Consider the following 23,888-nt stretch of genomic DNA (forward strand, 5'->3'; position numbering starts at 1 on the left):
ATCGCCAAGTGGTCGGAATGTGCCGCAGGGGCGTCTTGACGCGCAGGATGTGTGATGAGCCGTTGCGGCTCGGACCATGTTGCTCGTCAGTCACCAGAAGTGTATCGACAGGACGCTCCAAGCTCCTGTCATTCCGAGCGCAGCGAGGAATCTCGCCCGCTCATGACAACCCCGGCCTTCACGGAAACAGAGGCTTCCTCGCGGCCTGCTTCGCCTTGATTTCCGCCACTGTCTTGTCCATCACGGAAACGCGGTACGCCGTCGCCGGATGCAGTGCCGTGTAGCCGTTCAGCACGCTGGCCGGATACTGGCCCGCCAGCCGCTGCCAGAACGCCGAAGCGCCGTCGATGCTGTATCCGGCGCGCGCCAGCATGTAGAGCGACAGCTTGTCGGCCGCCGCATCGAGTTCCTGCGGCATCGGCTTGACGCCGGCCATGCCGCCCATCGTGCTCATGTCGGGACGAATCCGGATCAGGTTGTCGATGATGCCGCCGACGGTGGCGCTCATCCTCTGCCGGCTGGCGTGGGACAGTGCGTTGTGCGCCATTTCCTTCGCCATCACGTACGCCACTTCGTCGTCCGTGCGGGTGAAATTCAGCATGCCGCGCGTGATCAGCACACGATGGCCGTCGCCGTACGCGATGATGTTGTCGGTATTGCCCAGTTCGATGCCGAAGGCGCAGGCGTAGGTGAGCGGGACGACCATCGCAACATTCCGGCCGTCGCGCATGACGGTCAGCTTGACGTTGGAGCGGCCGCTGACCAGCGGCGCGAGAATGGTCGCTGCCTGGCGTTCCGCATTCGGCCCGGTCGGCATGGTCTTGTCTTCGATCGAGATCAGGTCGTCGCCGCGCCGCATGCCCGCGCGTGCTGCGCCGCTGCCTGCCAGCACGCCCATGACCTTGAGATGGTCATTCATGCCGAATGCCGTTTTCGCCGCGGCGGCGTATTCGCCGGTATAGGAATACATGTTCTTGGCGGTGAAGCCGAGCAGGTTGCGGGCATTGCTGCGGCACAGGTCGGGGTTGCTCACCAGCAGCGGAGCTGCGACGCGGTACAAGCGGTCTTGCAGGGAGACCAGCGACCGCAGCGCCTGCTCTTCCGGCGTTGCGATCTGTGCCGGATCCGGAGCGGGGCGCGCCGGTTCAGCGGCTGCTCCCGGAGCCGGGCGGGACGGCGGAAGTTCGACTGTTGCGCACGCGCTCAACAGCAATGCCGCCGGCACCAGATGCAGCACATGCAGCCGGCGAGATACCTTCATGCGTTTCAATATCGAACCGAGTCTTGCCATTCCAGCCATGATTGCCTCCACAAGAGCGATTAGTGTTTTCCGGTGCTGCCGAATCCGCCGGCGCCGCGCTCGCTGCTGTCGAATTCATCCACTATGTTGAAGCCGACCTGCAGAACGGGCACGACCACCAGTTGCGCCAGCCGCTCCAGCGGATTGAGGGTGAACGCGGCCTGGCCGCGGTTCCAGGTGGAGACCATCAGTTGCCCCTGGTAATCGGAGTCGATCAGCCCGACAAGGTTCCCCAGCACAATGCCGTGCTTGTGGCCCATGCCGCTGCGCGGCAGGATCATCGCGGCGTACGCCGGATCGCCGATGTGGATCGCGAGTCCGGTCGGTACCAGATGCGTTTCGCCCGGCTGGATGGTGAGCGGCGCATCGATGCATGCGCGCAGGTCGAGGCCGGCGCTGCCTTGCGTGGCGTAGGCCGGCATTTGTTCCTTCATGCGCGGATCGAGGATTTTTACGTCTATTGTTTTCATGGATGTAGCGATCAAATATGTAGCGTCAAATCACGCGCCCGGCTTTGCGCGGGCGCTACAAAAAAACGGCGGAATCAGATCCGCCGCGCAATTTCTGCAACCAGCTGTCGCGCCAGCACCTGCTTGTCCGCGCGCGGCAGTTGCGCATGGCCGGCGTCATCGAACAGCACCAGTTCGTTTTCATCCCTGCCGAAAGTCTGGTGGCCGATGTTGCCGACCAAAAGAGGGATGCCTTTCTTTCTGCGTTTTTCTTCGCCGTGCCGCAGCAATTCTTCCGACTCCGCCGCGAAGCCCACGCAGTAGGGCCTGCCCGGCATCGCCGCAACGGCGGCGAGAATGTCGGGATTCTGCTCGAAGGCCAGCTGCGGCACGCCGCCGTCCGCGTTCTTCTTGATCTTCTGCGCACTGGCATTCGCGACGCGCCAGTCCGCCACCGCCGCAACGGCGACGAACACATCCTGTCCGCTGGCATGCGACATCACGACGTCATGCATCTGCTGCGCGGTCTGCACGTTGATGCGATGCACGCCGTAGGGCGTGGCCAGTGCCGTCGGGCCCGATACCAGCGTGACTTCCGCGCCCGCTTCGCGCGCGGCGCGCGCAATCGCGTATCCCATCTTGCCGGAAGAGAGGTTGGTAATGCCGCGCACAGGATCGATCGGTTCGAACGTCGGCCCCGCCGTGATCAGCACCTGCCTGCCTGCGAGCAGCTTGACATGGAACGCCGCAATCACTTCCTCGACCAACTGTTCCGGCTCCAGCATGCGGCCCATTCCGGTTTCGCCGCATGCCTGGTCGCCCGCATCGGGGCCGAAAACATGAATCCCGTCTTCCTTCAGCTGGCGCACGTTGCGCTGCGTGGCGGGGTTTTGCCACATCTCCACGTTCATCGCCGGCGCAACCATCAAAGGCAGGGTCATCGGCCGCGCGACGCACAGGGTCGACAGCAGATCGTCGCATGCACCGTGCGCCAGCTTGGACATGAAATCCGCCGAACAGGGCGCGATCACGAGCGCGTCGGCATCGCGGGTGAGATCGATATGCGGCATGTTGTTGCCGATGCGCGCATCCCATTGGTCCGTGAATACATGACGCCCGGACAGCGCCTGCATTGTCACCGGCGTGATGAACTGCGTCGCCGCCTGCGTCATCACGACCTGCACCGACGCCCCCGCCTTGGCGAGCTGGCGCGTGAACTCCGCAGCCTTGTAGCAGGCAATGCCTCCGGTCAGACCCAGGACGATTTTCTTGCCGACGAGATCCATGTGGACTCCAGAACAAATTCGTATCAATTGGCGCTTCGGAAAAAGCAGGCGCAACCGCCACTGGCCGCGTGCTGCGACACGGTCAGCACGCGTGGCCGGCAGGCTGATGCAGCAATGCCGGAGGCATTTTGACAGACACGGCGAGTGTAGCAGTTGCCAAAACGCAAGGCTTACTTCCCGACCCGGCGCAATTCGTCGATGATGAACAGCACCGCACCGATGCAGATCGCGCTGTCGGCGATGTTGAACGCGGGCCAGTGCCAGCCGCGGAAGTGCAGATCGAGAAAATCGACCACATGGCCGTACATCACGCGGTCGATCAGGTTGCCGATCGCGCCGCCGAGAATCAGCGCCAGCGCCCAGCAGAACATCCGCTGCCCCGCATGCCGCTTCAACAGATACACGATGAATATCGCGGCAGCCACGGCAATCGCCGTGAAAAAGTAGCGCTGCCAGCCGGACTCGGTTGCCAGAAAACTGAATGCGGCTCCCTTGTTATACACCAGCACCAGATTGAAGAAGGACGTCACCGGGCGCGATGCGCCGTAGGCGAAGGTCTTCAGGATCGTGATCTTGGTGATCTGGTCGAGCAGCACGACGATGGCGGCGATGCCGAGCCACGGGATCAGGGTGGAGTTGGAGGAGGTGAGGCTGTTTTTCTTGGCCATATGGGTATGTAGTCAAGGTCATTCCCGCCGCGGCGGGAATGACTCGGGAGTTATGCGAACCGGCGTGCCTCGCCGCTGCCGAACAGATTGCTGACGCAGCGTCCGCAGATGTCGGGATGTTCGGCATGTGCGCCGACATCGGCGCGATAGTGCCAGCACCGCTCGCATTTCTGATGGGCCGACGGCGTGACGATAACAGCTTCCTCCGCTTCGCTTCCCACCTGCGTGACCGTTGCTTGCGATGTGATAAACACGAACTTCAAGTCATCGTCCAGGCTTTGCAGTAGCGCATGCTTCTTGCCGCTGGCCTTGATCTCGATTTCGGCCTGCAGCGATGAGCCGATGCCGCCGGCCATGCGCACCTCTTCCAGCTGCTTGGTGACCTCGGCGCGTAACTCGCGCAGCACCGCGAACTTGCCCAGCAAGGCATCGGCGTCCGCCACCGTCGGCAGCGTGTAATAGATCTGCGTGAAGATCGTTTCGTCGCTCGCGGCATACGTCTCCTTGTCCGCGAACACCGTCCATGCTTCCTCCGCCGTGAACGACAGCATTGGCGCCATCACGCGCAGCAGCGCATGCGTGATGTGCCAGATCGCGGTCTGCGCCGAGCGACGTGCCGCCGAAGTCGCGCCGCAGGTGTACAGCCGATCCTTCAGGATGTCGAGGTAGAAGCCGCCGAGGTCCTCCGAGCAATACATCTGCAGCTTGGCAACGACCGGATGGAATTCGTAGACTTCGTAATGCCGGCCGATTTCCCTCTGCAGTTCGGTCATGCGCGCGATGGCATAGCGGTCGATTTCCAGCATGTCTGCCACCGGCACCGCGTCCCTGACCGGATCGAAGTCGGAGGTGTTGGCCAGCAGGAAGCGCAAGGTGTTGCGGATACGGCGATACGCTTCCACCACCCGCTTCAGGATTTCCTCCGAAATCGATAGCTCGCCGGAATAGTCGGTTGATGCCACCCACAAGCGCAGAATTTCCGCGCCGAGCGTGTCGGAGATTTTCTGCGGCGCGACGGTGTTACCCACTGACTTGGACATCTTCTTGCCCTCGCCATCGACCACGAAGCCGTGCGTCAGCAGCGCCTTGTACGGCGGGCAGCGGTTGATCATCGAGGATGTCAGCAGCGACGAATGGAACCAGCCGCGATGCTGGTCCGAACCTTCCAGATACAGGTCGGCCGGGAACTGCGATTCTTCCGCATGTGAACCGCGCAGCACCGTTTGGTGCGTGGTGCCGGAATCGAACCAGACATCGAGTGTGTCCTTGTTCTTCACGTACATCTCGGCGTCGGCGCCCAGCAACTCCTTCGGATCGAGCGCCTGCCACGCTTCGATGCCGCTCTTTTCGACGCGCTTGGCGACTTCTTCCAGCAGTTCGGGCGTGCGCGGATGCAGCTCGCCGCTTTCCTTGTGCACGAAGAAAGCCATCGGCACGCCCCACTGGCGTTGGCGCGACAGCGTCCAGTCCGGACGGTTGGCGATCATGCCATGCAGGCGCGCCTTGCCCCAGCTCGGATAGAACGCAGTGGCGTCGATGCCATCCAGTGCAGTCTGACGCAGCGTCGGGCCGTCATCCTTGGGTGTCACGTCCATGCCGGCGAACCATTGCGAGGTCGCACGGTAGATGATCGGCTTCTTGTGCCGCCAGCAGTGCATGTAGCTGTGGTCGAACATGACCAGCTTGAACAGCGAGCCGACTTCTTCCAGCTTGGCGCAGATCGGTTTGGATGCTTCCCAGATCGTCATGCCGCCGAAGAAGGGCAGCCACGACGCGTATTTGCCGTCGCCCATGACCGGGTTGATGATGGCGTCGTCCTTCATGCCGTGCGCCTTGCACGACACGAAGTCGTCCACGCCGTAGGCTGGCGAGGAGTGCACGATGCCGGTGCCGGTGTCGAGCGTCACGTACTCGCCGAGATAGATCGGCGACAGGCGGTTGTAGCCCGGATCGGCATCGGCGAACGGATGCTTGAAGCGGATCATCGACAGCGCGGAGCCGGCGCAAGTGGCGATGATTCTGCCTTCCATGCCATAGCGTTGCAGGCAGCTCTCGACCAGATCCTTCGCCAGCAGCAGCAACAGCGGTTCGCCGTTGCGCGAAGTTTGCACCAGCGCGTATTCGAATTCCGGGTGCACGTTCAGCGCCTGGTTGGCGGGGATGGTCCACGGCGTGGTGGTCCAGATCACCGCATAGCCCTTGTCGGCCGGCAGTTTCGGCAGGTCGAAAGCTTCTGCGATCCGCTCCGGCTCGGCAAACGGGAAGCCGACATCGATCGCCGGATCGCGCTTGTCCTGATATTCGACTTCCGCTTCGGCCAGCGCCGAGCCGCAGTCGAAGCACCAGTTGACCGGCTTCAGCCCGCGATAGACGTAACCTTTTTCGAGGATGGTGCCGAGCGCGCGGATTTCGTCGGCCTCATTGCGGAAATCCATTGTCTTGTATGGACGATCCCACTGGCCCAGCACGCCGAGGCGGATGAAGTCCTTCTTCTGGCGCTCGATCTGTTCGCTCGCATAGGCGCGCGACTTCGCCAATACTTCTGCCGTCGGCAGGTTCTTGCCGTGCTGTTTTTCGATCTGGATCTCGATCGGCATGCCGTGGCAATCCCAGCCCGGCACGTATTGCGCGTCGAAGCCCGCCATGTTGCGCGCCTTGACGATCATGTCCTTCAGGATCTTGTTGACCGCGTGACCGATGTGGATGTCGCCGTTGGCATACGGCGGGCCGTCGTGCAGGATGAATTTCGGGCGGTTCTTCGACGCCTTGCGGATCTTTTCGTAGACCTTTCTCTCCTGCCACTCCTTCACCCATTTCGGTTCGCGCTTGGCCAGATCGCCGCGCATCGGAAAAGCGGTTTCGGTCAGATTGACCGGATACTTGTTTTTTTGTTCGGACATGGTGTTTTCAATCGTAAAAATCGGTGGATCAAACAATGCGGACGACGCTGGTTTGATCGTCAAATTCGATCGGTCGCGGAGATGGCGGAAGCGTCCGGTTGCCTGAAATACGCGCGGGCATTCGCCTCGTCGCGCGCGATGGCGTCGGTCAGCGCCGGCAGGTCGATGAACTTTTCCTCATCGCGCAGCTTCTTCATGAACTCGACCCGGATCAGCTTGCCGTAGCACTGTTGCGCATAGTCGAACACATAGGTTTCCAGCAGCACGCGCCCGCTGTCCTCGATGGTGGGCCGCACGCCGAGGCTGGCGACGCCGGGCAGCGGCTTGTCCGCGAGGCCGTGCACCTGCACCACGAAGATGCCGGACAGCGCGGGCCGCTTGTGGACGACGCGCAGATTCATGGTCGGGAAACCGATGGTCCGGCCGAGCTTCTTGCCGTGGACGACGTGTCCCGATATCGAATAAGGATGCCCGAGCAGTTGTGCCGCGTGTTCGAAATCGCTCTGTGCCAGCGCGGCGCGGACGGAGGAGGAGGAGATGCGCGTGCCGTTGTTCGTGACAGTGGGCATGGCTTCGACATGGAAACCGAACTTCTTCCCGGCTGCAGTCAGCGATGCGATATCGCCCGCGCGCTTCGCCCCGTAACGGAAGTCTTCGCCGACCATCAGCCACTTCACGTGCAAGCCCTGCACCAGCACCCTTTCAACGAAATCATCGGGAGACATGGACGCGAAATGCGCGTTGAAATGCTCGACGATGACGCGATCGATGCCGGCATTCTGCAAGGACTGCAGCTTGTCGCGCAGACTGGCGATGCGGGTCGGCGCCTTGGACAGGTCGCCTGCGAGCCGTGCGAAAAACTCGCGCGGATGCGGCTCGAAGGTCATGACCGCAGCTTCCACTCCCAGTTTCGTTGCCGCTTCCCGCACGTGTGCCAGCAGCGCTTGATGTCCGCGATGCACGCCGTCGAAATTGCCAATCGTCAATGCGCAGGGCGCACGCGATGCGGCATTGGGAAGTCCGCGAAATACCTTCATACAGGTGATAGGAGAAAACTGCCGCAAAACTTTGAATTATAAATGCTTTCCTTCGGTTTTCCTTGCGGCAAGAACGCGCTTACGAGGCATCGTGCCTGGCCGCGCCCAAGGGGTCTTGGCGGTAATACCGGGAGAGCAGACGATAAATTTCCGGGTAGGCATCCGCCAACGGCTGCGGCAAAACGAAAAACGCTTCCGAGGCCACGGCAAAGAATTCCGCCGGATGACTGGCCGCATAAGGGTCGAGCGGCAACTCCGCGAACAGCGCCTCATGCAGGCTTGCATGAACGTCATCGTTTTCATCGAAGTCATCCGGCAACTGACGGTCGAGCGCATCCACTTGCCTGGTAAAGTCTTCATACGCCGCCGTGAATTCCCGTTGCCATGCCTGCGGTCCGATGTCGCGATGATAGTCCGCAAGAAACGGCGGGCAGCCGTTCGCTCCGCCATCCCCCATATCTATTTTGTGGGCGAATTCGTGGATAACAACGTTGTAGCCGGGCGCATCGGATGCTTCGACGTCTTCCCAGGACAATACGACTGCGCCGCCCGCATCCAATGCCTCGCCGGAGACGGGAGCGCGCCACTCATGCACCACGCCGGCCTCGTCCATTTCGCTCTGCGGCACGACGAAGGCGGCCGGATAAACGATGATGCCTGCCATGTCATCGTACAAGTCGAGAGTCAGATTCAATACCGGCAAGCTTGCCTGCAGCGCAATCAGAACGGCGATTTCGTCGGTCAGTTCAAGTCCGCCGGCGGAGGTGAATGTTTTTTTGTCAAGCAATGCTTCGCATAAACGCTTGAGGCGCTCCAAGTCATGGGGCGGCAGTCGTTGGAGAAAGGGAAGGCGGGCAACGCAATCCCGCCAGAGCGCGTCGGGGATGCGAGGAACATGTCGATGAAAGAGTCGGCGCAGCCATTGCATGGGCCTATTGTCACGGAAATCATTCATCCGCGACAACACTCTTTTTCGCCATGCGGGCGACAAGTATCGCCATGTGTTGGGGCGCGCTGGTTTCCCGTCGCGCCCAGCATGGCTGGATACTGCAGTTTCGGGATGAAAACGGACCTAACGCTTGCTCATGAATTGCTCCAGCAGCGATGCGACATCGCCGAAGCCGCCCTGCGGCGCTTGTCCGTTGGGCGTCAACTTGTCCACCAGTCCAGGCAGCAATTCGCTCAATTGGCTGGCGGTTTCATTCTGCGACAGGCCGGCGGTCTCCGAAATCTGTTCCAGCTCGCCGCCGCCCAGTGCTTGCTGAATCTGCTCGCTGGAGATCGGCATGTTCTGGCCGCTGCCGATCCAAGAGTTGACGACATCGCCCAGCCCGGCTTCCTGAAATTTCCCTGCCAAGCCGGACAGGCCGCCAGTCTGGCCATCGTTCGACAGCATGGAAAGCGCGGCTTGCAGCAGCCGCATTTTCGGATCGGCCATTTGTGCCTGGCCGCCGCCGAACATACCGAGTGCACTGTCCAGAAGTCCCATGGTTTACCTCCTTTTAAGGTGATCGACTGAATGGTCAAGTGACCACAATAGGGGCAGGACGCTGCGTTGCAAATACAAACCGGGGCGATGTTTGATTTCGATTTACATCTCGCCCCAAATCGCATTCATGGCGGAAACAGCTGCCAAGCCTGCGGTTTCCGTGCGCAGCACTCGTTGTCCAATCGACAATGCCAATACGCCTTGCGCGCGCGCGGCATCTTCTTCCTGTTTCGTGAAGCCGCCTTCCGGCCCGATCAACAGGCTCACCGACTGTGGCGAATGGTGCCGTGCCCAGTCGGAAAACGATTGCTCGGCGCGCGGCGTCAGGAGAATGCGCGTGTGCAAGTCTTGCTGGCCGACCCATTGGTGAAAATCCAACGGTTCGGCCAGATGCGCCAGCCGGTTGCGGCCGCTTTGCTCCGAGGCCGCGACGATGATTCCCTGCCAATGCGCGGCTTTCTTTTCCGCCCGCTCCGCTGAAAGCCGGACTACGCAGCGTTGCGCGGTCAGCGGTTGAATCGCGGTGACGCCGAGTTCAACAGCCTTTTCGATGATCCAGTCCATCTTGGACGCTTCCGGCAGCGCCTGGGCCAGCTTGATCGCGTAGGGCAATTCGGCCTCACGCGGTGAAAAGGTCTTGATCTCCGCGCTTGCGCGTTTCTTGTCAATCTCCGTCAGTGTGGCGGTATATTCGCCGCCTTCGCCATTGAACAGCGTGATGTTGTCGCCATGCGCCATGCGCAGCACGCGCACGTGGTGGGCGACGTGATCGGGCAGGGAAATTATGGCGCCGACCTGCAGAGATTGGGGATCGAAGAAGCGTGGCATGTATCAATATGTCATGGAGGCGGAATCGAACGTCCGGGGCGGGAAATGAATATACATGAGGGAGGCTGCCGAGTGCATTTCGGAAACGTGGTTTCCCGTTGTCCGGTGCAACGAGCGATGCGCGGGCAAAGGATGCTTCACGGCCGATATCGAATTGCCAATTCTAATTCGGGGTGCGTCTGTCTGGTAAAATATGCGGCTTTGCACCATACCGTTCCAACCGGTCGCCACGACCCGCCACTTACGCTGAAAAACATGACTTCCACGCTCCCGACTACCAAGATGGCCAATGCAATCCGCGCATTGGCAATGGATGCAGTACAAAAGGCAAATTCCGGCCATCCCGGCATGCCGATGGGGATGGCGGAAATTGCCGTTGCACTGTGGGGCAAGCATTATCGTCACAATCCGGCCAATCCGCACTGGGTCAATCGCGACCGCTTCGTGGTGTCCAATGGCCACGGTTCGATGCTGCACTATGCATTGCTGCATTTGACAGGTTACGACCTGTCGATGGAGGAAATCAGGAATTTCCGTCAACTGCATTCGAAGACTCCGGGCCATCCGGAAGTGCACATCACGCCAGGCATCGAAACCACGACCGGCCCGCTGGGACAGGGCTTGACCAATGCGGTCGGCATGGCGCTGGCGGAAAAATTGCTCGCCGCCGAATTCAACAAGCCGGGTTTCGACGTGGTCGATCACCACACCTATGTGCTCCTTGGCGATGGTTGCCTGATGGAAGGCATCTCGCATGAGGCATGCTCGCTGGCCGGCACGCTGCGCCTGTCCAGGCTGATTGCCCTGTACGACGACAACGGCATTTCGATCGACGGCAAGGTGGATGGCTGGTTCCTGGATGACACGCCGAAGCGTTTCGAGGCATATCACTGGAACGTGATCCGCGATGTCGATGGACACAATGTCGATGCGGTCAACGCTGCCATCGCGCAGGCGAAGACATCGGACAAGCCGACCTTGATCTGCTGCAAGACGGTCATCGGCAAAGGCGCGCCCAATATGCAGGGTACCGACAAGGTGCATGGTGCCGCGCTGGGCGACAAGGAAATCGCCGCAACGCGCGAAGCGATCGACTGGGCCAATGCACCATTCGAGATTCCGTCCGATGTCTATTCCGCATGGAATGCGAAAGAGACAGGCAGCAAGCTGGAAGGGGAGTGGGACGCCTTGTTCAAGGCCTATGGCGAGCGCTATCCGCAAGAAGCCGGCGAGTTGGTGCGCCGCATGAAAGGCGAACTGCCGGGCAATCTCGATGCTGCGGTCGAGGCATACATCGCCTCCTGCGTCGAGAAGAAGGAAACGATTGCCACTCGCAAGGCCAGCCAGAACGCGATCCAGGCGTTGGCACAGGTATTGCCGGAGTTTCTCGGCGGTTCCGCCGACCTGACCGGCTCGAACCTGACCAACTGGAAGGAGTCCGTTGCCGTCCGCGCCGACCAGCCGGGCAATCACATCAATTACGGCGTGCGCGAGTTCGGCATGTCGGCCGTGATGAACGGCATCGCGTTGCATGGCGGTTTCATTCCGTTCGGCGCTACCTTCCTCACGTTCTCGGATTACAGCCGCAATGCGATCCGCATGGCGGCGCTGATGAAGACGCGCTCGATCTTCGTGTTCACACATGATTCGATCGGCCTGGGCGAAGACGGCCCGACGCACCAGTCGGTCGAGCACGTGTCGAGCCTGCGCCTGATCCCGCAACTGGACAACTGGCGTCCGTGCGACACCGTGGAATCGGCAATCGCATGGAAAAATGCAGTCAAGCGCAAGGACGGTCCGAGCACCTTGATCTTCTCGCGCCAGAACCTGCCGTTCATGGAGCGCAATGCGGATCAGATCGCGAACATCGACAAGGGCGCTTACGTGCTGCGCGATGCGGCAGGTGCGAAGGCGGTGCTGATCGCCACAGGGTCTGAAGTGGAGCTGGCGGTCAAGGCAGCAGATGAACTGGCGAAGCAGGGAATCCCGGTGCGCGTGGTGTCGATGCCGAGCACGGACGTATTCGATCGCCAGGATGCGGCATACAAGACCAGTGTGTTGCCGAAGGGCCTGCCGCGTGTCGCGGTGGAAGCCGGCGTGACCGCCTTCTGGCACAAGTATGTCGGCCTTGAAGGTGCAGTGGTGGGTATCGATACCTTCGGCGAATCCGCACCGGCGGGTGTGCTGTTCAAGCATTTCGGCTTCACGACCGAGCGCGTCGTGGAGACTGTGAAATCGGTTTTAGTTTGATTTGATATTTCCAGCTCCTCCCCCTTCAAGGCGGAGGCTGGGTGGGGGATGGGTTTTCAGCCATGCGTGACCCATCCCCACCCAACCCTCCCTTTGAAGGGGAGGGGGCTGAATGATTACCTTGCTTTTTCATTCAGGAGAAAACCATGACCATTCGCGTCGCAATCAACGGCTATGGCCGTATCGGTCGCAACATCCTTCGTGCGCATTACGAAGGCGGCAAGAAAAATGACATCCAGATCGTTGCGATCAACGATCTCGGCAATGCGCAATCCAACGCGCACCTGACCCGCTACGACACGGCGCACGGCAAGTTCCCGGGCACGGTTGAAGTCGATGGCGATTTCATGATCGTCAACGGCGACAAGATCAAGGTCTTCGCGCAACGCAATCCGGCTGAAATCCCATGGGGCGAGCTGAATGTTGACGTCGTGCTCGAATGCACCGGCTTCTTCACCACCAAGGAAAAGGCATCGGCCCACCTGAAAGGCGGCGCGAAGAAAGTCATCATTTCCGCACCGGGTGGCAAGGACGTGGATGCGACCGTCGTGTTCGGCGTCAACGAGAAGGTGCTGAAGGCCTCCGACACCGTGATCTCCAACGCATCGTGCACCACCAACTGCCTCGCGCCGCTGGTCAAGCCGCTGCACGACAAGATCGGCGTGGTCAACGGCTTGATGACCACGGTCCATGCTTACACCAATGACCAGGTGCTGACCGACGTGATGCACGAAGACCTGCGCCGCGCCCGTTCCGCCACCCAGTCGATGATCCCGACCAAGACCGGTGCCGCAGCCGCTGTCGGCCTCGTGCTACCGGAACTGAACGGCAAGCTGGACGGCTACGCGATCCGCGTTCCGACCATCAACGTCTCCATCGTTGACCTGTCCTTCATCGCCGCGCGCGACACGACCGTCGATGAAATCAATGCGATCATGAAGGAAGCGTCCGACGGTGCGTTGAAGGGCATCCTGACCTATCAAACCGAACCGCTCGTCTCCGTGGATTTCAACCACAATCCGGCATCGAGCAATTTCGACGCGACCCTGACCAAGGTGTCCGGTCGTCTGGTGAAAGTGTCCTCGTGGTATGACAACGAGTGGGGCTTCTCCAACCGCATGCTGGATACCACTGTTGCATTGATGGCTGCAAAATAATCTCTGACAGCAAGCATGGATGCCTCCATGCGTAGCGACGGATGACAAACGCCCCACACGATGGGGCGTTTTGTTATTTTGATATATTGAATCGTTGTTTGGGCAACGCTGGCGTGGGCAGCGCCATGCTGTATCGATGTGACGTTGCCGCGCCGTTCATCACGGGACGCGTATGCGGGCAATCAGAGAGCTGATCGCGGAACACAAGTGGTTTATAGCCCTGGTCCTCTGCATGATCATGCTTCGCAGCGCCATCGCTGACTGGTATGGCGTTCCGTCTGGCTCCATGTACCCGACCGTACTGATCGGCGACCGGGTACTGTCCAACCGGTTGGCATACGACCTCAAGATTCCCTTCACTGATGTGATCGTCAAGCGCATCGCCGACCCGCAGCGCGGCGATATTGTCACGTTTACCTCGCCCGAAGACGGCATCCGTCTCGTCAAGCGCGTGGTGGCCGTACCCGGCGACGTGGTGGAAATGCGCGACGACGAATTGCTCGTCAATGGCGTGCAAGCGACCTATACCGTTGCCGAAGAAACCGTCGCTGCCCGACTTGTCCCGGACTATCGCGATCCGCAAGTGACGCTGAATGAACGCATCTTCGGTCATCAACGCACTATCCTGCTGATGCCGCAGCGAAAAGCTCTGCGTTCCTTTCGTGCGGTGACGGTGCCTGCCGGTGCCTACCTTGTATTGGGCGACAACCGCAACAACAGCAAGGATTCGCGCTACATCGGCTTCATCAAGCGTGAGCTGCTGACGGGGCAGGTCGAGCGCGTGATACTTTCGCTTGATGCGGAGAATTATTATTTGCCCCGAATGGAAAGATTCGGCGTGGCGCTGAATTGACCGCACGGATTGATACTGCGTGCCATTGGCAACGGGATCGGATACCGCCGCCGTCAACTCGGTGCTTGCGCAGAATCAGTCGAATATCGATGCCCAAAGCCGCTTGACCGTCGCCGCCTCGCTTGCAATCCTGTCACTCGCGACCCGCGCGCGTTCTTCCCCTTGCAGTCTGATCTGGTGTTGCAATTTCCGATACGTGCGGTACGCATCTGCGGTATCGCCCGCCAATCCGCGATCGATCAAGCCCAGCTCGCCGCACAGTTTCAGCAATGCGATATTGCCGATATCAGCCGTCAATTGCGGATATTGCGCAGCATGGCGCAGCACCAGGAACTGGACGATGAATTCGATGTCGATCATGCCGCCGTCGTCATGCTTGAGGTCGAATTGCGCCGAGCGGTTCGGATGCCCCTCGTGCATCTTCTTGCGCATCGACAGGACTTCTTGCCTGAGCTTTTCCGCTTCGCGGGGCTGGCGCAAAACCGTTTCACGAATTGCCTCGAAACGGGCCCCGATGGCCGCATCGCCCGCGCAGAAGCGGGCGCGCGTCAGCGCCTGATGCTCCCATACCCACGCGGATTCCATCTGGTATTTTTCGAAGGCGGACAGTTTTGACACCAGCAAGCCGCTCGCGCCGTCGGGGCGCAGCGCGATGTCGATGTCAAACAGGATGCCGGCGGGCGTGTGGCTGGTCATCCAGGTGATGAAACGTTGCGCCAGTTTGGCGTAATGCATGGGTGCATCAGGATGGTCGTCGTCGAACAGGAAAATCACATCCAGATCGGAGACGTAGCCAAGTTCCTTGCCGCCGAGCTTGCCGTAGGCGATGACCGCGAATCGCGGCGTTTCACGGTGCCGGTGCGGCATTGTCTGCCAAACAGCCTGGATCGTCGCCGCCACCAGCACATCGGCCAGTGCCGACAGGTGGTCGGCCAGCTTCTCCACCGTCAGATCGCCTTCCAGATCCTGCGCCAGCAGGCGGAACAGTTGCGCATGATGCAGATCACGCAACACGTTCATCTTGTGTTCGGTATCGTCACCCGCGGCATCCAGCTGGCGCTGGCATTCCAGCGCGAACGATGGCCAGTCGGGTGCCGCCTTCAGCGTACGGTCGTCCAGCAACTCGTCGAGCAGAATCGGATGTCGCGTCAGATATTTCGCCGCCCAATCACTCGCATTCATCATGCGGATCACGCGTTCCAGCGTATGCGGATATTCGGTGAGCAATGCGAGATACGCTGCGCGGCGCGCGATCGCTTCAAGGAAATCCAGTAAACGGCCCAGTGTCGCATCGCGCGCGCTCGCATTGGCGTCGATGCTGTGCAGAGCGGTATTGATCAGCCCGATCAGTTTGTTTCGGCTGTTCTCCGGCAATGACTGCAGACGTGGGGATTGCAATGTCAGTTGCAGCCGGTGTGCGGCTGAAGCCGGTTCCTGGAAACCGAGTGCGCTCAGGCGCGCTTCGATGTTTTCCCGGGTGTCCGTCTCGGACAAGTGCGCTTGCGCGGCAACGGCGTCGTGCGGTGCGCTGGAAGCGGGCTGTCCCTTGTCGCTGAAGATGGAATCGAATTGCGCGGCGACGACTGCGCGATGGGCGTCCAGTTCTTCCAGCAGCGATTCCACGTCGGTAAAGCCCATCATCTGCGCCACCGTCAGCCGGTCGGCGGGGTTTGCCGGGAAGGTGTGGGTCTGCGCATCGTCGAGATATTGCAGACGATGCTCGAGATTGCGGAGAAAAGTGTACGCATCCAGCAATTGCTCTACTTCCGCGGTCGTCAGCAGGTTCTTCCGTGCCAGCGTGTTCAGCGTGATGCGCGTCGAACGGTCGCGCAGTTCGCTGTCGCGGCCGCCGCGAATGAGCTGAAACACCTGCGCCAGGAACTCGATCTCGCGTATGCCGCCGCGTCCGAGCTTCACGTTATTGCTGCGGTCCGGATGGCGGACTTCCTGTCGCGTGACTTCGGCGCGGATCTGCGCATGCATCTTTCGCATTGCCTCGATCGCGCCGTAGTCCAGATAACGGCGGTATACGAACGGCCGCACGATCTGGTCGAGGACCGCGATGTCGGAGGGAAGGCCGGTGATGGCACGCGCCTTGACCCATGCGTAGCGTTCCCACTCGCGGCCTTGCACGATCAGGTATTCCTCGACCATGCCGAAGCTGGCGGCGAGCGGGCCCGACGCGCCGTTCGGACGCAACGCCATGTCCACACGGAAAGTAAAGCCGTCTTCCGTGATTTCGGAAATTGCGCCGATCAGCTTCTTGCCCAGCAAGGTGAAAAATTCGTGATTCGACAATTGCCGTTGATCCGGCGACGTGGTCTGGGTTTCGCCATTCTCCGGGTAAACGAAAATCAGGTCGATGTCGGAGGACACGTTGAGCTCGAAGCCGCCGAGCTTTCCCATTCCGAGCACGATCAATTCCTGCGGTGCACCCGATTCGTTGCCGATCGGCGTGCCATGCGCCGTGATCATCTCCGCAGAGAGGGCGGCGACATGTGTCTGCACCGCAAAATCGGCGAACGCGCTGATTGTCGTCAGCACTTCCTCCAGATTGGAACGGCCGCTCAACTCGCGTTCGATCAAGCTTGCCAGTACCAGATTGCGCACCCGTCGCATCGCGCGCGGCAAAGGCAGGCCGGCGTCTGTTTCCTTTTGTAAGAGATCGGAAAAATCCGTAGGGCCGATGGATAATTTGCTACGATTCGCCACCGCATCTGCGCGGGCAGGATCGCCCATCAGCCAACGCGCATAGAACCGGGAGGCAATGTTGCTGGTCAAAAGAGATCGGATCACGAATGTCAGGGGATAATTGTTAAGATGACCTTGGCAGGCCGATTTGGCTACCCATATTAATGCCTGCGTCACATCATAACTGAGCCGACGCAACCTGAGCCGGCGCGGTCATGTGAACATGTTGTTCGCGCTTTAACAAAATTCATTTTACGCCTGGTACAGGTGCACGCTTTTCTGCCTGATGTCCAACGATCAACCTATTTCAAATCAGACGATCGGTCGCGCCGCCGCTTGCTGGAAAGTCATACAGCAGCAATACCGCGCTTTCAATGCCGTTACGCACCATGCCTTGGGCTTCCTGCTCAAGTCGCTGGTGGTCGTCTATTTTGTGTTTTGCGCGCTTTTCCTCGGCTTGCGGTACGTCGTTCTGCCCAATATCGACAACTACAAGGCGGATGTCGAGAACATGGCCACGCATGTCATCGGCAACAAGGTATCGATTGCCGGCATCAACGCGTCATGGGATGGCCTGAGGCCGCAACTGGCGCTGGACAATGTCGCCATCCATGATAAATCCGGCAATGAAACACTGAGATTGCCGAAAGTTTCCGTGACGGTGTCGTGGCTGTCGGTGCTGGTCGGCGACTTGCGGCTCCACAGGCTTGAAGTGCGCCAGCCCGAAATGGATGTGCGGCGCGATGCAGCGGGCAATCTTTACGTCGCAGGCATCTTCATCGACATGCACAAGAGCGGCGGTGATTCGACGGCGGCGGACTGGGTCCTGTCGCAGCATGAAATTGCAATCCGCGGAGGCACCCTGCGCTGGAAGGACGACAAGCGCGGCGCGCCCGAAGTCGTGCTCAACGGTGTCGATCTCGTGTTGCGAAACCAATGGCGTCACCATGAGTTTGCCTTGAAGGCAACGCCGCCCGCCGGGTTTTCCGCGCCGCTCGACGTCCGTGCCGCGTTCGTCCATCCGCGCTTCAGCCGCAGCATCTCCGACCCCATGCGTTGGAAGGGCGAGCTGTATGCCGATCTGGAGAACGCCGACTTGACCGCCTGGAAACCCTATGTCGATTATCCGATTGAACTCGGGCAGGGCAGGGGCTCGGTGCGCGCATGGCTCGATTTCGATCACGCCAAGGTGGCCAATTTCACGGCGGATCTGTCGCTGGCAAACGTTTCTGCCCGCCTGCGAAAGGACCTTGCGCCGTTGAATCTTGCGCAAGTCGATGGACGAGTATCGGTGAAAGAGGACTTCAATCCGGATAGCGAGGATGGCACGCCAACCTTCGGCATGAATGGCCATGCGATCGCGTTGACGGACTTTTCCCTGCGCACTGATGACGGACTGGTGTTGCCGCCGACAACCATCAGCGAAAGCTTTACGCCGGAGCGGAAAGGCAAGCCGGAAAAGACGGCGATCATCGCCAGGCGGCTTGATCTGAAGACCCTGGCTGAGTTTGGCGAGCGCCTGCCGATATCTGCAGAGCAGAGGCAGATGCTGACGGACTTTGCACCGCAAGGAGTTTTGCAGGATTTTTCGGTGCAGTGGCAGGGCAAGTATCCGCAGATTTCCTCGTACAGCGCGAAGGGCCGGTTTGAGGGGCTTTCCCTGGCCCCGCAAGCGCCGCGCCCGGCCAGGCCCAGGAGCGGCAAGACTGCGGCCCAGGCCGCAGTGCCCGGCATACCGGGTTTCGAGAATCTGACGGGCGAGGTGGATGCGAACGACAAGGGAGGCAGCATCCGTCTCGTCTCCGACAAGATCCAATTGCAGTTTCCCGGATACTTTGCCGAGCCGAGCATGCCGTTCGACCGCTTGAACATGCAGGCCAATTGGGCGTTCCAGGACAACGACCAATTGCTGCTCGATGTGCGCAACCTTGAATTTGAGCAGGGCACCTTGTCGGGTTCGCTGTCCGGCAGGCACCTGATGCCGCTGAATTCGCAGCAAGCGAAGACGCCGGGTGTCATCGATATGACAGGAAAGGTGACGGGACTGGACGTGACACGCGTGGGGAGTTTTCTGCCCTTGAATACTCCGGCGAGTCTGCGCGAGTGGCTGACCGGTGCGCTGGTCGGTGGTGCGGCGGAGGACGTGCGAATCAAGGTGAAAGGCGATCTGGCGGATTTTCCTTTCCATGCGCGCGTTGCCGGCGAAAAACCGAAGGGCGAATTCAGCGTGTTCGGCAGGATCAAGGACGGCAAGTTGAATTACACGCCCGGCCATTTTGCGAAGGATGGCAAAGCGCCATTCTGGCCCTTGCTGGAAGACATCAATGGCACCATCGCCTTCGACCGCAGCCGAATGGAAATCCGCGGCGATAGTGCCAAGACCCATGGCGCCGCACTCTCCAACGTGATCGCGGTGATCGATGATCTGGCGGTGCCTGAGGGGCTGCTCGAGATCAGCGGCGATGCCGCCGGGTCGCTGCAGGATTTCGTGGGCTATGCCAACGACAGTCCGGTTGCAGAATGGATCGGGCACTTCACCGAAGAGACGAAGGCGAGCGGGAACGCCAAACTCGCGTTGAAGCTCGAACTGCCGCTGGCGCACATGGACGAGGCCAGAGTCAAGGGCACGCTGCAATTCATCAACAACAACGTGACGCTGTTCAATGCCATGCCGTCGCTCGCCGGTACCAGCGGCAAGCTGGAATTCCATGAAAAGGGATTCAACTTGAACGGCATCAAGGCCAGTTTCGTCGGCGGGCCCGTCGCACTCACCGGCGGCATGCAGCGCGACAGTGGCGTGTTGGTCAAGGCCGAGGGTACTGTGACGTCCGACGGGCTGCGCAAGGCGTACCCCACGTCGGCGATGCAGCGCCTGTCGGAGCGTATTGCCGGCAGCGCCCGCTACAGTACCGCGATCAGGGTCAGGAATCATCAGCCCGAGGTCGTCGTCGAGTCGAATCTTGCCGGGCTGGCGCTTGATTTCCCCGCGCCGCTGCGCAAGGGGGCGCACGAAACCATGCCGCTGAAGTTCGAGCTGACCGGAGTGTCCTCGAATGAGGCGTCGTTCTTGCGCGACGAAATGAAACTCGCTTTGGGTTCCGCGATTGCGGTCCGCTACGAGCGCCAGAAATCGACCGAGAAAGGTGCGGAATGGCGCGTCGTGCGGGGCGGTATCGGGGTGAATGTTCCTGCCCCGCAGCCGGACAATGGCTTGATCGCCAACGTCAACCTGAAGACGCTCAACATCGATGAATGGGGACGCGCCGTGGAGGCGATCGTGGGCGAGGGGCTGCCGGCTGAGCAGGACAGGCAGGCCGACGTCCTGGGTATCGGTCAATACATCGAACCGGAAGTGCTGGCCGCGCGCGCCACCGAGTTGATCGTTATGGGCAAGAAGCTCGACAACGTGGTGGTCGGCGCTTCGCATCAAAAAGGCGTGTGGCAGGCCAACATCGATTCGGAGCAGGCCTCCGGTTATCTCACATGGAATCAGTCGCGCTCCGGCCGCGGCCTGGGGCGCGTCACGGCGCGCCTCGCCTCGCTCGTCATTCCGAAATCGGCTGCATCGGACGTCAGCGAACTGCTGGAAGGCAAGAACGAAGCGACGCAGATGCCGGGGCTCGATATCGTTGCCGAGAACTTCGAGCTGTTCGGCAAGAAGTTCGGTCATATCGAGTTGGCTGCCGACAATGCACGCGGCAGCGCCGGGCGCGAATGGCGCATCAGCAAATTGTTGATCAGCAATCCCGATGGCGAACTGAAAGCCTCCGGCAAATGGGCGAAGCAGGATAACCACAGCGTCTCCAACCTGTCATATACGCTCTATGTCGCGGATGCCGGCAAGCTTCTGGAACGCTTCGGTTTTGCCAATGTGCTGCGCGGTGGCAAGGGGAAAATGGAAGGTGAAATCAGCTGGAAGGGGCAGCCTTTCGCTCTCGATGTGCCAAGCCTGTCGGGTAATTTTCATATGGATATCGCATCCGGCCAATTTCTGAAAGTCGACCCGAGTGCTGCCAAGCTGCTGGGCGTGTTGAACATGCAGGCCTTGCCGCGCCGCTTGGCCCTCGATTTCCGCGATGTGTTTTCAGAAGGCTTCGCATTCGATGGCATCACTGCGGCGGCATCGATCACGAACGGTGTGGCGAAGACCGACAGCTTCAAGATGCGCGGTGTCGCCGCCACCGTCCTGATCGACGGCACGGCGGATATCGGAAGGGAATCGCAAAATCTGCATGTCGCGGTCATCCCGGAAATCAATGTCGGTGCGGCATCGGTTGTCTATGGGCTCGCGGTCAATCCGGTCATCGGTGTGGGGACTTTTCTTGCGCAGCTGTTCCTGCGTGACCCCTTGATGAAGGCATTCACGTTCGAATATCAGGTGACCGGTCCGTGGAAGGAGCCGGTCGTGACCAAGCTTGCGCGAAAGATGGGCAGTCCGGCGGCCGATCCGGTGACGGAATCCGCAAAGCCCGGTTAAGGAGAGGTTCGATGGAAGGTGTGATCAAGCTTGCTGCGGTACAGATGGTATCCACGCCACATGTTGACGAGAATCTTGCCGTGGCACGCCGACTGATCGCACAAGCGGCGCAGGAGGGCGCGCAGCTTGTGCTGCTGCCTGAATACTGGCCCGTGATGGGCATGCAGGAAACCGACAAAATCGCTCACGCCGAACGGCTCGATGCCGGCCCCATCCAGAAATTCATGTCGGATGCCGCGCGCGAGAACGGCGTGTGGCTGATCGGCGGAACCATGCCGATGGTCGCGCCCGAAGCCGGCAAGGTGCTCAACACCATGATGGTCTACAACCCGTCTGGCGAACACGTCATCCGGTATGACAAGATTCATCTGTTCAGCTTCACGAAGGGGGCGGAGTCGTACGATGAGGCGCGCACCATCGTCCACGGCGCCAAGGTCGCGACGTTCGATGCGCCGTTCGGGAAGGTCGGGCTGTCGGTGTGCTACGACCTGCGTTTTCCCGAACTCTATCGCGCCATGGGCGATTGCACGTTGATCGTGCTGCCCGCTGCCTTCACCTGGACCACCGGCAAGGCGCATTGGGAAATACTGCTGCGCGCCCGCGCCATCGAGAACCAGTGCTATGTACTCGCGTCCGCGCAGGGCGGCGTGCATCCGAACGGTCGTCGCACTTGGGGGCACAGCATGCTGATCGATCCGTGGGGCGACATCAAGTCCGTGCTGCCCGAGGGAGAGGGTGTGGTGATCGGGGAGATCGAGCTGCAGCGTCTCGGTAATGTGCGTGAAAGCTTGCCGGCGTTGAAACATCGCAAGCTGTGACCGCTGCGATGCAGCGGATGCAGAGTGATTCCTCTCGGCACTTCCCGATGTGGATATACCCTTGCAAGACAGATGCTCTACAATCCATGAATCCATTGAATCGAATTCAACTTCCCACCGAAGTACGCACACACCATGAATCTATTTGAACCGAACCTCCAGACCCTGGCGACCGCACGTGAAATCCTGCTGACGCCGTTCGGCCTCGACGAATCGAAATTGAATCAGGCGCTGGGTGCAATCTTCACGCACCGCGTCGATTATGCGGACCTGTATTTCCAGTTCACCAAGAGCGAAGGCTGGAGTCTGGAAGAAGGCATCGTCAAGACTGGCAGCTTTTCCATCGACCAGGGCGTCGGCGTACGCGCCGTGTCGGGCGACAAGACCGCGTTTTCCTATTCGGATGAAATTTCCGAGCGCGCATTGCATGAAGCCGCAGAGGCAACACGCACCATCGCGCGTCAGGGCGCAGGCAAGGTGAAGGTCGCTTCCTCCATCCGGACGGTAGGAGGACGTTCGTTGTATCTGCCGCAAGACCCCTTTACATCGCTCGATGCCACCGAGAAGGTCAAGTTGCTCGAAAAAGTGGAACGCATCGCGCGCGCCAAGGATCCGCGTGTCGTGCAGGTGATGGCGGGACTGGCCGGTGAATACGACGTCGTGCTCGTCGTGCGCAGCGATGGCGTGCTCGCAGCGGATATCCGGCCGCTGGTGCGCGTATCGGTGACGGTCATTGCCGAGCAAAACGGGCGGCGCGAAATGGGATCAAGCGGCGGCGGCGGGCGCTACAGCTACGGCTATTTCACCGACGAATTGCTGGAGACGTACGCGACCGAAGCGGTGGATGCGGCGCTGGTGAATCTGGAAGCGCGCCCCGCCCCGGCAGGACCGATGATGGTCGTGCTTGGTCCGGGCTGGCCGGGCGTGCTGCTGCATGAAGCGATCGGTCACGGGCTGGAAGGCGATTTCAACCGCAAGGGCTCCAGTACTTTCTCCGGCCGCATCGGCGAGCGCGTTGCTGCCAGGGGCGTGACGGTGGTGGACGACGGTACGATTGCCGATCGCCGCGGTTCGCTCAACATCGACGACGAAGGCAACCCGACCCAATGCACGACGCTGATTGAAGACGGCATTCTGAAGGGATACATGCAGGACACCATGAACGCGCGCCTGATGAATATGCCGGTCACCGGCAATGCGCGTCGCGAATCCTTTGCTCATCTGCCGATGCCGCGCATGACGAATACCTACATGCTGGGCGGCGACAAGGACCCGGCGGAAATCATCGCTTCCGTGAAGAACGGTTTGTATGCCGTGAATTTCGGCGGTGGTCAGGTCGACATCACCAATGGCAAGTTCGTGTTCTCCGCCAGCGAGGCCTACATGATCGAGGACGGCAAAGTGACCTATCCCGTCAAGGGCGCAACCCTGATCGGCAATGGCCCCGACGTGCTCAACCGCGTATCGATGATCGGCAACGACATGCGGCTCGACAGCGGCGTCGGCGTCTGCGGCAAGGAAGGACAAAGCGTGCCGGTCGGCGTCGGCCAGCCGACTCTACGCATCGACGGCGTGACTGTGGGTGGAACGGCGTAAGCTTGCAAAGTGCCGGGAAGGATCGTGCGGACCATTTGACGCGATCCTATCCGGAAACAGCAATTTTGCTTGCAGCGCCTTGCCAAATC

At 60.4% G+C, this 23,888-nt stretch carries 16 protein-coding genes; 6 read left to right on the top strand and 10 right to left on the bottom strand.

The features are described 5' to 3' along the window. Positions 1 to 178: 178 nt before the first annotated feature. From D3870_RS05605 to D3870_RS05645, 9 genes are all read right to left on the bottom strand, one after another. Positions 179 to 1,291, bottom strand: a complete 1,113-nt coding sequence (locus tag D3870_RS05605) for a M48 family metallopeptidase (protein ID WP_242490042.1) — start codon at positions 1,289 to 1,291, stop codon at positions 179 to 181. 29 nt (positions 1,292 to 1,320) lie between these two features. After that, complete coding sequence (gene dut, locus D3870_RS05610) at positions 1,321 to 1,770, bottom strand: dUTP diphosphatase (RefSeq protein WP_119737362.1); 450 nt, start codon at positions 1,768 to 1,770, stop codon at positions 1,321 to 1,323. Between the two features lie 74 nt (positions 1,771 to 1,844). After that, positions 1,845 to 3,035 (bottom strand): bifunctional phosphopantothenoylcysteine decarboxylase/phosphopantothenate--cysteine ligase CoaBC, encoded by a 1,191-nt coding sequence (gene coaBC, locus D3870_RS05615; RefSeq protein WP_119737364.1) that lies wholly within the window; start codon positions 3,033 to 3,035, stop codon positions 1,845 to 1,847. 170 nt (positions 3,036 to 3,205) lie between these two features. Further along, entirely contained in the window at positions 3,206 to 3,703 is a 498-nt protein-coding gene (gene lspA, locus D3870_RS05620; RefSeq protein ID WP_119737365.1) for a signal peptidase II, read from the bottom strand. A 50-nt stretch (positions 3,704 to 3,753) separates the two neighbouring features. Further along, positions 3,754 to 6,603 carry an isoleucine--tRNA ligase gene (gene ileS, locus D3870_RS05625; protein WP_119741733.1) on the bottom strand — a complete coding sequence of 950 codons (2,850 nt, stop codon included), beginning with the start codon at positions 6,601 to 6,603 and terminating at the stop codon, positions 3,754 to 3,756. Positions 6,604 to 6,662: 59 nt separating this feature from the next. Beyond that, entirely contained in the window at positions 6,663 to 7,640 is a 978-nt protein-coding gene (locus D3870_RS05630; protein WP_119737367.1) for a bifunctional riboflavin kinase/FAD synthetase, read from the bottom strand. 79 nt (positions 7,641 to 7,719) lie between these two features. Next, positions 7,720 to 8,607 (bottom strand): M90 family metallopeptidase, encoded by an 888-nt coding sequence (locus D3870_RS05635; protein ID WP_422879641.1) that lies wholly within the window; start codon positions 8,605 to 8,607, stop codon positions 7,720 to 7,722. Between the two features lie 105 nt (positions 8,608 to 8,712). Then, on the bottom strand, positions 8,713 to 9,129 hold the full coding sequence (locus tag D3870_RS05640) for a YidB family protein (RefSeq protein ID WP_119737372.1): 417 nt from the start codon (positions 9,127 to 9,129) through the stop codon (positions 8,713 to 8,715). Positions 9,130 to 9,231: 102 nt separating this feature from the next. Next, positions 9,232 to 9,957: a 16S rRNA (uracil(1498)-N(3))-methyltransferase gene (locus tag D3870_RS05645; RefSeq protein WP_119737374.1), complete on the bottom strand. Its 726-nt coding sequence runs from the start codon at positions 9,955 to 9,957 to the stop codon at positions 9,232 to 9,234. Positions 9,958 to 10,212: 255 nt separating this feature from the next. On the opposite strand from D3870_RS05645, the gene tkt reads away from it, so the two are divergent. The 3 genes from tkt to lepB all read left to right on the top strand — a co-directional run bounded on the left by tkt (position 10,213) and on the right by lepB (position 14,217). Next, entirely contained in the window at positions 10,213 to 12,207 is a 1,995-nt protein-coding gene (tkt, locus tag D3870_RS05650; protein WP_119741735.1) for a transketolase, read from the top strand. A gap of 146 nt (positions 12,208 to 12,353) precedes the next feature. Next, complete coding sequence (gene gap, locus D3870_RS05655) at positions 12,354 to 13,364, top strand: type I glyceraldehyde-3-phosphate dehydrogenase (RefSeq protein WP_119737376.1); 1,011 nt, start codon at positions 12,354 to 12,356, stop codon at positions 13,362 to 13,364. A 172-nt stretch (positions 13,365 to 13,536) separates the two neighbouring features. After that, positions 13,537 to 14,217: a signal peptidase I gene (lepB, locus tag D3870_RS05660; protein ID WP_119737378.1), complete on the top strand. Its 681-nt coding sequence runs from the start codon at positions 13,537 to 13,539 to the stop codon at positions 14,215 to 14,217. A gap of 75 nt (positions 14,218 to 14,292) precedes the next feature. On the opposite strand, the gene glnE is transcribed toward lepB, so the two are convergent. Then, positions 14,293 to 16,956 carry a bifunctional [glutamate--ammonia ligase]-adenylyl-L-tyrosine phosphorylase/[glutamate--ammonia-ligase] adenylyltransferase gene (gene glnE / locus D3870_RS05665; RefSeq protein WP_242490043.1) on the bottom strand — a complete coding sequence of 888 codons (2,664 nt, stop codon included), beginning with the start codon at positions 16,954 to 16,956 and terminating at the stop codon, positions 14,293 to 14,295. A 238-nt stretch (positions 16,957 to 17,194) separates the two neighbouring features. Between glnE and D3870_RS05670 the strand changes: the two genes are divergently transcribed. The 3 genes from D3870_RS05670 to tldD all read left to right on the top strand — a co-directional run bounded on the left by D3870_RS05670 (position 17,195) and on the right by tldD (position 23,799). Continuing rightward, positions 17,195 to 21,385 carry a YhdP family protein gene (locus D3870_RS05670; RefSeq protein ID WP_119737381.1) on the top strand — a complete coding sequence of 1,397 codons (4,191 nt, stop codon included), beginning with the start codon at positions 17,195 to 17,197 and terminating at the stop codon, positions 21,383 to 21,385. Between the two features lie 11 nt (positions 21,386 to 21,396). Then, positions 21,397 to 22,203: a carbon-nitrogen hydrolase family protein gene (locus tag D3870_RS05675; RefSeq protein ID WP_119737383.1), complete on the top strand. Its 807-nt coding sequence runs from the start codon at positions 21,397 to 21,399 to the stop codon at positions 22,201 to 22,203. A 135-nt stretch (positions 22,204 to 22,338) separates the two neighbouring features. After that, positions 22,339 to 23,799, top strand: a complete 1,461-nt coding sequence (gene tldD / locus D3870_RS05680) for a metalloprotease TldD (RefSeq protein ID WP_119737385.1) — start codon at positions 22,339 to 22,341, stop codon at positions 23,797 to 23,799. Positions 23,800 to 23,888: the final 89 nt, after the last annotated feature.

This window comes from Noviherbaspirillum cavernae, from assembly GCF_003590875.1.
GTDB lineage: Bacteria > Pseudomonadota > Gammaproteobacteria > Burkholderiales > Burkholderiaceae_D > Noviherbaspirillum > Noviherbaspirillum cavernae.

Excerpts from the sequence above, each read along its gene's own strand:
- D3870_RS05605 (WP_242490042.1), bottom strand. The coding sequence starts at position 1,291 with ATGGCAAGACTCGGTTCGATATTGAAACGCATGAAGGTATCTCGCCGG.
- dut (WP_119737362.1), bottom strand. The coding sequence starts at position 1,770 with ATGAAAACAATAGACGTAAAAATCCTCGATCCGCGCATGAAGGAACAA.
- coaBC (WP_119737364.1), bottom strand. The coding sequence starts at position 3,035 with ATGGATCTCGTCGGCAAGAAAATCGTCCTGGGTCTGACCGGAGGCATT.
- lspA (WP_119737365.1), bottom strand. The coding sequence starts at position 3,703 with ATGGCCAAGAAAAACAGCCTCACCTCCTCCAACTCCACCCTGATCCCG.
- ileS (WP_119741733.1), bottom strand. The coding sequence starts at position 6,603 with ATGTCCGAACAAAAAAACAAGTATCCGGTCAATCTGACCGAAACCGCT.
- D3870_RS05630 (WP_119737367.1), bottom strand. The coding sequence starts at position 7,640 with ATGAAGGTATTTCGCGGACTTCCCAATGCCGCATCGCGTGCGCCCTGC.
- D3870_RS05640 (WP_119737372.1), bottom strand. The coding sequence starts at position 9,129 with ATGGGACTTCTGGACAGTGCACTCGGTATGTTCGGCGGCGGCCAGGCA.
- D3870_RS05645 (WP_119737374.1), bottom strand. The coding sequence starts at position 9,957 with ATGCCACGCTTCTTCGATCCCCAATCTCTGCAGGTCGGCGCCATAATT.
- tkt (WP_119741735.1), top strand. The coding sequence starts at position 10,213 with ATGACTTCCACGCTCCCGACTACCAAGATGGCCAATGCAATCCGCGCA.
- gap (WP_119737376.1), top strand. The coding sequence starts at position 12,354 with ATGACCATTCGCGTCGCAATCAACGGCTATGGCCGTATCGGTCGCAAC.
- lepB (WP_119737378.1), top strand. The coding sequence starts at position 13,537 with ATGCGGGCAATCAGAGAGCTGATCGCGGAACACAAGTGGTTTATAGCC.
- glnE (WP_242490043.1), bottom strand. The coding sequence starts at position 16,956 with ATGGGCGATCCTGCCCGCGCAGATGCGGTGGCGAATCGTAGCAAATTA.
- D3870_RS05670 (WP_119737381.1), top strand. The coding sequence starts at position 17,195 with ATGTCCAACGATCAACCTATTTCAAATCAGACGATCGGTCGCGCCGCC.
- D3870_RS05675 (WP_119737383.1), top strand. The coding sequence starts at position 21,397 with ATGGAAGGTGTGATCAAGCTTGCTGCGGTACAGATGGTATCCACGCCA.
- tldD (WP_119737385.1), top strand. The coding sequence starts at position 22,339 with ATGAATCTATTTGAACCGAACCTCCAGACCCTGGCGACCGCACGTGAA.